The 9,924-nt window shown below is 70.2% G+C and carries 10 protein-coding genes; 3 read left to right on the top strand and 7 right to left on the bottom strand.

The window, feature by feature from the left end; genetic code table 11:
- From F3J15_RS36060 to F3J15_RS36035, 6 genes are all read right to left on the bottom strand, one after another.
- The coding region (locus tag F3J15_RS36060; RefSeq protein ID WP_166897364.1) for a cytochrome c at positions 1-716 on the bottom strand (716 nt) is incomplete at its 3' end.
- Positions 717-766: 50 nt separating this feature from the next.
- Complete coding sequence (locus F3J15_RS36055; RefSeq protein ID WP_166897361.1) at positions 767-1,594, bottom strand: ABC transporter ATP-binding protein; 828 nt, start codon at positions 1,592-1,594, stop codon at positions 767-769.
- Positions 1,588-2,688, bottom strand: coding sequence for an ABC transporter permease subunit (locus F3J15_RS36050; RefSeq protein ID WP_166897358.1), 1,101 nt, complete (start codon positions 2,686-2,688; stop codon positions 1,588-1,590). The genes F3J15_RS36055 and F3J15_RS36050 overlap by 7 nt, the downstream gene beginning before the upstream one ends.
- A gap of 4 nt (positions 2,689-2,692) precedes the next feature.
- On the bottom strand, positions 2,693-3,733 hold the full coding sequence (locus tag F3J15_RS36045) for an ABC transporter substrate-binding protein (protein WP_089447532.1): 1,041 nt from the start codon (positions 3,731-3,733) through the stop codon (positions 2,693-2,695).
- Positions 3,734-3,765: 32 nt separating this feature from the next.
- Positions 3,766-4,605 carry a class II aldolase/adducin family protein gene (locus F3J15_RS36040; RefSeq protein ID WP_069251444.1) on the bottom strand — a complete coding sequence of 280 codons (840 nt, stop codon included), beginning with the start codon at positions 4,603-4,605 and terminating at the stop codon, positions 3,766-3,768.
- A 33-nt stretch (positions 4,606-4,638) separates the two neighbouring features.
- Positions 4,639-5,724 (bottom strand): LLM class flavin-dependent oxidoreductase, encoded by a 1,086-nt coding sequence (locus tag F3J15_RS36035; protein ID WP_166897356.1) that lies wholly within the window; start codon positions 5,722-5,724, stop codon positions 4,639-4,641.
- 293 nt (positions 5,725-6,017) lie between these two features.
- On the opposite strand from F3J15_RS36035, the gene F3J15_RS36030 reads away from it, so the two are divergent.
- Positions 6,018-7,373, top strand: a complete 1,356-nt coding sequence (locus F3J15_RS36030) for an acyl-CoA dehydrogenase family protein (RefSeq protein ID WP_166897354.1) — start codon at positions 6,018-6,020, stop codon at positions 7,371-7,373.
- A 61-nt stretch (positions 7,374-7,434) separates the two neighbouring features.
- On the opposite strand, the gene F3J15_RS36025 is transcribed toward F3J15_RS36030, so the two are convergent.
- Positions 7,435-8,409, bottom strand: a complete 975-nt coding sequence (locus tag F3J15_RS36025; protein WP_205191139.1) for a LysR family transcriptional regulator — start codon at positions 8,407-8,409, stop codon at positions 7,435-7,437.
- Between the two features lie 17 nt (positions 8,410-8,426).
- Between F3J15_RS36025 and F3J15_RS36020 the strand changes: the two genes are divergently transcribed.
- Together F3J15_RS36020 and F3J15_RS36015 are read left to right on the top strand one after the other, a co-directional pair.
- Positions 8,427-8,993 carry a cysteine dioxygenase gene (locus F3J15_RS36020; protein WP_166897352.1) on the top strand — a complete coding sequence of 189 codons (567 nt, stop codon included), beginning with the start codon at positions 8,427-8,429 and terminating at the stop codon, positions 8,991-8,993.
- A 119-nt stretch (positions 8,994-9,112) separates the two neighbouring features.
- A partial coding sequence (locus F3J15_RS36015) for a rhodanese-like domain-containing protein (RefSeq protein ID WP_345891974.1) occupies positions 9,113-9,924 on the top strand: 812 nt, incomplete at its 3' end.

The raw sequence follows: 9,924 nt of genomic DNA, 5'->3' as shown, positions 1-9,924 counted from the left end.
GCCGGTAGCGGGACGGGCACGGGCCACGCGCCTTCCGCCTGCGCGCCGCTGCCCGCGGCGAGCGCTTTCAGGTAGTCGAGCATGGCCCAGGTGTCCTGGGGGCCGAGCGTCGCGGCGAAGCCGGGCATCGTCGACACGCCGTGTTCGTCGCGCGTGCCGTGGCGTACGCGCCAGAACAGCTCGCCGTCGAGACGACGGGCAAGCAGCGCGCCGGCGAAGGTCGGCGGCCAGTGCGGGAGCGTGGCCGCGAGCGGCCCTTCGCCGCGTCCGTCCGCGCCGTGGCACGCCGCGCAGTGCTGCGCATACAGGTGCGCGCCGCGCATCACGTTCGATACGGAAAACGGCGCGGGATCGCGCTGGAAACTCGTCGGTACGGCAGGCGAGAGCCACAGCGACGACGGCGGCCACGGCGCGAACCACGCAACCGCCAGCGCAGCGAGCGCTGACGCGACACGCCACTTGCGCGAAGCGAGTGCGATGCCCGCGAGCACGACCGCCAGCGCCGTCGCCGCCACGGCGAACGCAAGTTGCCGCGTGAGTCCCGCGTCGATGCGCAGCGTTTCGAGCGCGATGCGATGGGCCCACGGCCACGCGGCCTGACCGTCGGCGTCGCCCGTCAGCCCGATCGCATGCAGCACGCGCGCCAGCGCGATTTGCGCGCGATACAGTCCTTGCAGAAACACGAGCGCCCAGTCGGCGAACGTCGGCGGGTTCATCGGCAATGTTCCGGCCGCCTGGCGGCCGTTCGTCGAACGGCACCGCGCATCTACCAGCTCGCATCGAGCCCGAGGTGCCGCAACGCGTCGTGACGCAGTTCGGCGAGGCGCGGGTCGCCGCGATGGCGCGGGTAGGGCAGGTCGACGTGCAATTCGGCGACGATCCGCGCGGGGCGCGGCCCGAACACGATCACGCGCTGGGCGAGGAACAGCGCTTCCTCGACATCGTGCGTGACGAGCAACGCGGAGAAGCCGTCGCGTTGCCACAGCGCGGTGAGCTCGGCCTGCATCGTGAGCCGCGTCAGCGAATCGAGCTTGCCGAGCGGCTCGTCGAGAATCAGCAGGCGCGGATCGTTGACGAGCGCGCGGGCCAGCGCGACCCGCTGCGCCATCCCGCCGGACAACTGGTGCGGGAACACGTTCGAGAATTCCTGCAGCCCGACGCGCGCGAGCGCATCGTCGACGCGATGCTGCGCCGTACGCGCCACGCCGCGCGCCTCGAGTCCGAGTGCGACGTTCGCACGCACGCGCCGCCACGGGTACAGCGTCGGATCCTGGAACACGACGATGCGCGACGGATCGGGTTGCTCGATCGGCACGCCGTCCTGCGCGATCGTGCCGTGCCGCGCGGCATCGAGGCCCGCGACGAGCCGCAGCAGCGTCGACTTCCCGCAGCCGCTCGGGCCGAGCAGCGCGACGAATTCGCCGGCCGCGACCGACAGCGTGACGTCGTCGAGCACCGGCAGCGCGCCGCCGGGGCCGTCGAACGCATGGCTCACGCGGCGGATGTCGATGCGCGCGCCGCGCGGCGCCGTGACGGCGGGCGCAGCGGCAACGGACGATGCAACGGACGATTCGAGACCGGCGGCGCTCACCATTTGACGGTTCCTTTCTGCCAGGCGAGCACGCGGTCGCGCACCGCGAACAGCAGCGCGATCAGCCCGGAAAACAGCAGCGCCATCACGATCAGCGCCGCATACATGTTCACGTACGACGCCCAGCCCTGCGCCCAGCTCAGGTACCAGCCGAGTCCCGACTTGACGCCTATCATCTCGGCGACGACCAGCACCGTGAACGATGCGCTCAGCCCCATGAAGATGCCGACGAACACGTGCGGCAGCGCGGCCGGAATCGCGACGCGCAGCACGAGGAAGCGCGCGTTCGCGCCGAGCGTGCGCGCGACGTCGTAATACTGCTTGTTGACGCTCGCGACGCCCGACCACGTGAGCACGGCGACCGGGAAGCCGGTTGCGAGCGCGATCAGGAACGCGGCCGCCGAATAGCTCGACGGGAAGAAGTAGAACGTGAGCGGCAGCAACGCGGTGGCCGGCACGGGGCCGAGCACGCGCAGCACCGGATGCACCCAATAGCCGATCCGGCGCGACCAGCCGATCGACACGCCGACCGCGAAACCGACCGCGACGCCGTACGCGAAGCCGAGCGCGAGCAGCTTCAGCGTGTTGCCGGCGCTGCCGAGCAGGCGCGGCCAGTCGTCGACGTAGACCTCGATCAGCGCCTGCGGCGGCGCGAAGAACGGGGTCGGCAGCCAGCCGGTTTTCGCGGTGACGATTTCCCACGCGGCGAGCACGAGCGGCAGCGCGACGAGCCACGGGCCGGCCGGGCGCACGCGCGCGAGCCGCGTACACGTCGCGGGAACGAGATGGCCGAGCGTCGCGGCGATCAGCAACAGCGCGGCGATCGTCCACGCGCCGACGGCGAATTCGCCGGTGTACGCCCAGTCGCTGAAACCGACGACGCGGTTCGGCCACAGTTGCGTGAGGGCGCCGAGCGCGCCCCATGCGAGCGCGGCGGCGATGCCGGTCGGCCAGGTGCGCGCGCGGCGGGCTTCGGCGGCCAACGTGGCTTCGCGGGCGATGCACGCGACGCGCGACGCGGGCGCGGATGCGGCGGCACTGCCGCCGGAAGGGGCGGAGGCGGCGCGTGCGGCGGGAGCGTGTTCGATCGTCGACATCGCGTCACCCCAGCACGTTCGCATAGACCTGCTGCGCGAAGCGCTGCGGGTCGGTGCTCTTCTTCAGCACGCTGATGCGGCGGAAGTCGTCCGCGTAGAACGCGATTTCCTGCTGCAGGTCGACGTTGGTCGGGTGATGGTTGTAGGTGAGCGTTGCGTAGAGCTTGCGCAGGTCCTCGGGGCTGATCTTCGGCGAATACTTCGCGAACACCTTCGCGGCTTCGTTCGGGTTGTCGTGCGTGAATTCGGTGGCCTGCACGATCGAGCGCGCGAGCGCGGCGGCCGACGGCCGGTCGTTGCGCACGAGGTCACCGCGCGCGCCGATCACGCAGCACACCTTGCGCGCGTACTCGCCGGACAGGTTCGTCGCCAGTTCGGTGTACGCGCCGTTGCTGCGCTTCTCGAGCAGATAGAGGTTCGGGTCGCCGTCGGCGATCGCGTGGATCTCGCCCTTGTCGACCGCGACGCCGAGCAGGTCGGCCGGATACTGCCGCCACGTGATGTCGCGCTCGGGATCGATCCCGTTCTTCGCGAGCAGGATCGAGAAGAAATGCTTGCCGGGCGCAGCCAGGTCGCTGACGCCGACCGTCTTGCCCTTCAGCGCCTGCAGCGTCGTCACGCCGGCCGCCTTCGCGCCGACGAGCCGCACGCAGCCGCCGTGCGAGCTGCCGATGATCTTCACGTCGAAACCGGCTTCGAGCGGCTTCAGCCAGCGGTGGATCATCCCGACCGCCGCATCGGCCTTGCCGGTCGCGATCGATTCGAGCAGCTGGTCGGTCGAGCCGCTGTAGTTGATCAAATCGACCTTCAGGCCGTTCTTCTCGAAGAAGCCGCGCTCCTGCGCGACGACGATCGGCGTCAGGCAGAACGCGTTCTGGTTCCACGCGAACGTGAGCTTCTTCAGCGGCGGCGCGGACCAGGCCTTGCGGCCCAGCGTGATCGCGGGTGCGGCGAGCGCGACGGCGCCGGCGGCGCGCAGCAGCTTGCGGCGCTTGTCGTCGTGTGCGTCGGCGGGCACGGGCGCGGGTGCGGTGGTTCGGGTCATGAGGTCTGGTCTCCGGTCGTGCGGAAAGGTGCTCAGTCGAGCAGGTCGGGTTCGTCGGCGACGACGCGCGCGAACAGGCTGTCGAATGCATGCAGCGCGCCCTCGGGGCCGCCGATCTGGCCGTGCGTGTGCCGTGCGGTGGCGTGATCGATCGGCTGCGGCGTGCCGGCCGCCTCGGCCAGCAACTGCGTGTGCGCGGCGTTGTCGAGCGCGATGTACCACCATGCGGCGGCTTCGACCGACGGGCCGGCGCTCAGGATGCCGTGGTTCTTCAGGATCACGCCCTTGTGCGTGGTGCCGTCCGGCTTCGCGAGCGCGTCCGCGATCCGCGCGCCTTCGCTCGTGTCGACGACCATCCCCGTGAAGTCGTCGAACAGCGCATGGTCTTCGTAGAACACGCAGGCGTCCTGCGTGAGCGGATCGAGCGGGCGGCCGAGCGTCGACCACGCCTTGCCGTACGTCGAATGCGTATGCGCGGCGGCGACGATGTGCGGATGCGCTTCATGGATCGCCGCATGGATCGCGAACGCGGCCTTGTTCAGCGGCCGCGTGCCGATCGCGGTTTCGCCGCGTGCGTTGACGAGCAGCAGGTCGGACACCTTGATCTGCGAGAAATGCACGCCGAGCGGGTTCACCCAGAAGTGGTCGGGCAGTTCGGGGTCGCGTGCGGTGATGTGGCCGGCGAGCCCCTGCGCGAAGCCGAAGCGTGCGAACAGGCGGAATGCGGCCGCGAGCCGTTCCTGACGGTGACGGCGCTCGGCGGCGACGTCGATGCGCGGTGCCGGCGGATCGAACCAGAAATGCTGGCGCGGCGCTTCGGCGAGTTCGAGGCCCGATGCGGTGCGGACGGGTGAGGCAAGGACGGCGGACATGATGGCGGATGGCTCCAATAGGCTCCGTTGGGCTCAGGCCGCGCGGCGTGCCGCGTCGCGGGCGGCGACGGCGCTGCGCACGCGCGGAATCAGTTCGCGGCCGTAGTCGATCGCGTCTTCCAGCGGATCGAAGCCGCGGATCAGGAACGTCGTGACGCCGAGGTCGTAGTAGTCGAGCAGGGCGTCGGCGACCTGTTCGGGCGTGCCGACCAGTGCCGTCGAATTCGAGCGTGCGCCGGTGAGCTTCGCGATCTCGGTCCACAGCCGCTTGTCGACGCGCGAGCCGCGTTCGGCCGCGGCGAGCAGGCGGCGCGCGCCCTCGCTCTGTTGCGGGCCGCCGGCGCCGAGGCCGGCCGCTTCGCGCAGCCGGCGCGTTTCGTCGAGGATGCGATGCGCGCGCGCCCATGCTTCGTCCTCGGTCGCGGCGAGGATCGGGCGGAACGACACGGAGAAGCGCACCTGTCGGCCGTGCTTCGCGGCTTCGGCGCGCACGCGCGTCGTCAGGTCGCGCACCTGGTCGAGCGATTCGCCCCACAGCGCGTAGATGTCCGCGTGCTTGCCGGCCACCGCGAGCGCGGCTTCCGATGCGCCGCCGAAATAGATCGGCACGTGCGGCTGCTGGAGCGGCTTCACTTCCGAAAAACCCTGCTTGAACCGGTAGTGCGTGCCGTCGTGATCGAACGGCTGCGCGTCGGTCCAGATCCGTCGCAGGATGCCGAGGTATTCGTCGGTGCGCGCATAGCGCGCGTCGTGGTCGAGGAAGTCGCCGTCGCGCTGCTGTTCGCTGTCCGAGCCGCCGGAGATGAAGTGCACGGCGAGCCGGCCGCGGCTGAACTGGTCGAGCGTCGCGATCTGCCGCGCGGCGAGCGTCGGCGCGGTGAAGCCCGGGCGATGCGCGAGCATGAAGTGAATGCGCTCGGTCGCGGCCGCCGCGAACGCGATCGTCAGCGTCGCCGACGGGCCGGTCGAGTGGTGCGGCACGAGGATCCGGTCGAAGCCGGCCGTCTCGTGGGCGCGGGCAAAGTCGCGCACATAGTCGGGATCGACCACGGGGCCGGACGCCGGGTGGATTTCCGACTGCTTCTGGCTCTGGATCATGCCGATGAATTCGACGCTCATCTGGGTCTCCGGTGCAGGGACGGCCCGGCGCGTGGCCGGGCAGGAATGGAGCGCAGGTTAACGCCGAGATCATGCGAAACGGAAATAATCAATCCCGATTTGAATATCAGATTTGCATGGTTTGGGCGGCGGTGCGCTGCGCCTACGCTGTGGGCTCGTGAACGATCGGGCGCGCGGGCGCCGGCGAACCGGCGCCGCGCGTTTCGGATCGCCGACTTCATGAGAAACCGCGCCGCGTGGCGATCGATTGCCGCTATTGCCGCCTGTCCGTATTACCCAGGGAATCCGTCTCGATGTCCGCCAGCCTTGCCGCTTCCTCGCCATCGCCGCAGCCGCGTTCGCTGCGCCTCCTGTCCACCGAAGATGCCGACGTCGACGACGACGTCCGCGTCGCCGCGCTGCTCGACCGCCTCGCGCCGGAGTTGGCCGCCGACGCGGCCCGCAACGACGTCGACGGCCGCTTTCCGCACGAGAACTTCGCGCGACTGCATCGCGCGGGGCTGATCGCCCAGGTCGTGCCGCGCGAGCATGGCGGCGCCGGTGCGACGCTCGCGCAGGCGAGCCGGATCGTGGCCGCCGTCGCGAGCGCCGACCCGGCGACCGCGCTGGTGCTGACGATGACGTACCTGCAGCATCGCGCGCTCGGCCGCGCCGACAACCGCTGGCCGGCGCAGGTGCGGCGGGCGGTGTTCGACAGTGCGGTCACACAAGGCGCGCTGATCAACGCGCTGCGCGTCGAGCCCGCGCTCGGTTCGCCGTCGCGCGGCGGCCTGCCGGAAACCATTGCACGGCGTGACGGCGACGGCTGGCGATTGTCCGGCCACAAGCTGTACAGCACGGGGATTCCGGCGCTGCGCTGGCTGGCCGTGTGGGCGCGCACCGATGAGCCGGCGCCGCGGGTCGGCGTGTTTCTTGTGCCGCGCGACCGCGATGCGGAGGGTGATCGCATCCGCGTGATCGAAAGCTGGAATCACCTCGGCCTGCGTGCGTCAGGCAGCCATGAGGTCGTGTTCGACGACGTGCGGCTGCCGGGCGATCACGCGGTCGACGTACGCGCACCGGACGCATGGGCCGTGTCGGCCGCGACCCATGCGGATGCCGACGCGCAGGCCGACCAGCAGGCGTGGATGGTCGCGCTGCTCGGCAGCCTGTACGACGCGGTGGCGTGTGCGTCGCGCGACTGGCTGGTCGGGTTCGCGACGACGCGTGCGCCGAGCGGGCTGGGCGCGCCGCTTGCGACGCTGCCGCGCGTGCAGGAAGCGGTCGGCGAAATCGAGGGCTGGCTGCATGCGAACCGTGTGCTGCTCGACGACCACATCGGGCGCACGGACGCGGGCCATGCACCGACGGTCACGACGAGCGGCCTCGTCAAGCGGACCGTAACCGAGCACGCGATCCGCGTGGTCGAGCAGGCGTTGAAGCTGTCGGGCAATCACGGGCTGAGCCGCGCCAATCCGCTCGAACGTCACTATCGCGACGTGCTGTGCAGCCGCGTGCATACGCCGCAGGACGATGCGATCGCGGTGGCGGCGGGGCGTGCGGCGCTCGAAGCGGCGAGCCGGAGTGAGACGAAGCACGCAACGAAGGGCGAGACGGAGACGAGCGGGGCGTCGGTCAACGGGACCGAACGCGACCGCGGCGATGCGTGACGGGAGCAGGGCTGGCGCGGGCGCCAATCGGGCGGCGCGACGCCTTCGCCGCCCGGTCCGGTCAGGCCGCCTTGCCGTGCGCCTGCTCGGGCAACGCGAACGCGGTGCGCGCATGGGCGGCAACGGCGGCGAGCGGCGCATCGAAGCGGGCCGCATCGTGCCGGCGCAGCAGCCACAGATCGATCTGCGGCTTGAAATCGGTGAGCGGCACGATGTCGAGTGCATCGCGCAGCGGGCTGCCTTCGACGAGCGGCAGTGGCATCAGCCCGATGCCGAAGCCGTTCGCGACGCTCTGCAACTGCAGGTCGCGACCGTAGGTGTCGAGCGTGACCGGCATCGGCAGGCCCTGCGCGTCGAGCGCGCGCCGCAAGCCCGCGCGAAAACCGCAGCCGTCCGGGTTGAGTACCCAGCCACGCGCGTGGCAATCGGCGAGCCGGTAGCTGCGGCGCGGCCAGTCGCCCTTGCGGCCAACCGCGACGAGCCGCGTGGCCAGCAGCCGTTCACCTTCGACCTGCGCCGGCAGCATCATTTCGCGTGCAAGGAACACGAGCGCCGCATCGAGGTCGCGCCGGGCGACGCGCTCGACGAGCATGCCGCCCCAGGCGGTCGTGACCTGTGTCGCGAGCGCGGGCCATTGCGCGGCGAGTTCGGCGATCAGCGCGGGCAGCATCAGCTCGCCGAGGCCCTGCGTGAGCCCGATCCGGAATTCGCCGGCAGGCGGCTGCTCGCCGGCCGTCAGCTCGCGCAGCGCATCGACTTCGCGCAGGATCGCGCGACACTGCTCGAACACTTGCCGGCCGATGTCGGTCGGGCGCGGCGGCTTCGTGTTGCGATCGAGCAGGATCACGCCGAGCGCTTCCTCGAGATTCTGGACGCGCCGCGTGATCGCGGGCTGCGTCATCCCGAGCTCGGCCGCGGCCTGGCTCAGGGTCTGGCAGCGGACGACCGCTGCAAAAGCATCGATATCGCTAATCTTCATGTTTGTTCTGCATGGTCTTTCGGGTGCATCATGACGATCCATCATATTCGGCATCATATTCGAGGAGTCAGCCGATGAGTACGCTTTCGTTGCATCAGACGCCGCTGTGGCCGTTCGTCGATGGCCTGGGCGCGTTGCTCGCGTCCGGCGCGAACGAGGCGCGCATCCTCGACGAGGGCGGCGCGCTGCTCGCCGCGCTCGTCGAACACGACGACTGGTTGCCCGACGCATTCGCGCAGCCCGACCCCACGCGCTATCGGCAGTACCTGCTGCATCTCGACCCGGACGAGCGGTTCTCGGTCGTCAGCTTCGTGTGGGGGCCCGGCCAGACGACGCCGATCCACAACCACACGGTGTGGGGGCTGATCGGGATGCTGCGCGGCGGCGAGTTCTCGCAGCCGTACCGGTTCGACGCAGCGGGCAGACCCGAGCCGGCCGGCGACGCCGTGCGGCTGCAGCCGGGCGAAATCGAGGCCGTGTCGCCGCGCATCGGCGATGTCCATCGCGTGACCAACGCGTTCGACGATCAGGTATCGATCAGCATCCACGTGTACGGCGCGAACATCGGCAAGGTGGAGCGCGCGGTGTTCCTCGACGACGGTACCGTGAAGCCGTTCGTGTCGGGTTATTCGAATGCCTGATGCCTGATGCCTGATGCAGCGCCCGCACGCGCGGCCGGTTGCCGGCACGCGCCGGCGGGCACAAGATTCATCCGTTCCGCTTTCTTCACCGACTTCAACGCATTCAAGACAGAGACACCGTGACGCAAACCGCCGACTCCACCTCCCGCTTTCCCGTCGCGTCGTACCAGGACGTGCGCGCCCGCCTGCTTGCCCGCGACGAGATCGCGCTGATCGACGTACGCGAGGAAGATCCGTACGCGCAGGGCCACCCGCTGTGGGCCGCCAACTTTCCGCTGTCGAAACTCGAACTCGACGCGTGGACGCGGATTCCGCGCCGCGACACGCCGATCGTCGTGTTCGGCGAAGCCGGCGGCGAGGATCTCGCGCCGCGCGCGGCCGCCAAGCTCGCGCAACTCGGCTACACAGATGTGAGGCTGCTCGACGGCGGCCTCGCGGGCTGGGTCGCCGCGGGCGGCGAACTGTTCATCGACGTGAACGTGCCGAGCAAGTCGTTCGGCGAATGGGTCGAGGCCGAGCGGCATACGCCGTCGCTGTCCGCGCAGGAGGTGCAGGCGCTGATCGATGCGAAGGCCGATGTCGTGATCGTCGACGCGCGCCGTTTCGACGAATACCAGACGATGAACATCCCGACCTCGACGAGCGTGCCGGGCGCGGAACTCGTGCTGCGCGTCCGCGCGCTCGCGCCGAACCCGGCGACGCAGGTGATCGTCAATTGCGCGGGCCGCACGCGCAGCATCATCGGCACGCAGTCGCTCGTCAACGCGGGGCTGCCGAATCCGGTCGCCGCGCTGCGCAACGGCACGATCGGCTGGACGCTCGCGGGCCAGACGCTCGAACGCGGCGCCGCGCGACGCTTTCCGGACGACATCGATGCGGCGCAGCGTGCCGACGCACGCCGGGCGGCGCGCGCGGTGGCCGAACGCGCGGG

Origin of the sequence: Burkholderia sp. Ap-955, from assembly GCF_011753045.1 — a bacterium.
Classification (GTDB): Bacteria; Pseudomonadota; Gammaproteobacteria; order Burkholderiales; family Burkholderiaceae; genus Burkholderia; species Burkholderia lata_D.
The sequence above is the reverse complement of the archived record's forward strand: the minus strand, read 5'-3'. Positions and strand labels throughout refer to the sequence as shown.

Bases quoted from the DNA above. Each gene is read 5' to 3' on its own strand.
- F3J15_RS36020 (WP_166897352.1), top strand. From the start codon at position 8,427: ATGAGTACGCTTTCGTTGCATCAGACGCCGCTGTGGCCGTTCGTCGAT.
- F3J15_RS36050 (WP_166897358.1), bottom strand. From the start codon at position 2,688: ATGTCGACGATCGAACACGCTCCCGCCGCACGCGCCGCCTCCGCCCCT.
- F3J15_RS36045 (WP_089447532.1), bottom strand. From the start codon at position 3,733: ATGACCCGAACCACCGCACCCGCGCCCGTGCCCGCCGACGCACACGAC.
- F3J15_RS36025 (WP_205191139.1), bottom strand. From the start codon at position 8,409: ATGATGCCGAATATGATGGATCGTCATGATGCACCCGAAAGACCATGC.
- F3J15_RS36055 (WP_166897361.1), bottom strand. From the start codon at position 1,594: ATGGTGAGCGCCGCCGGTCTCGAATCGTCCGTTGCATCGTCCGTTGCC.
- F3J15_RS36040 (WP_069251444.1), bottom strand. From the start codon at position 4,605: ATGTCCGCCGTCCTTGCCTCACCCGTCCGCACCGCATCGGGCCTCGAA.
- F3J15_RS36030 (WP_166897354.1), top strand. From the start codon at position 6,018: ATGTCCGCCAGCCTTGCCGCTTCCTCGCCATCGCCGCAGCCGCGTTCG.
- F3J15_RS36035 (WP_166897356.1), bottom strand. From the start codon at position 5,724: ATGAGCGTCGAATTCATCGGCATGATCCAGAGCCAGAAGCAGTCGGAA.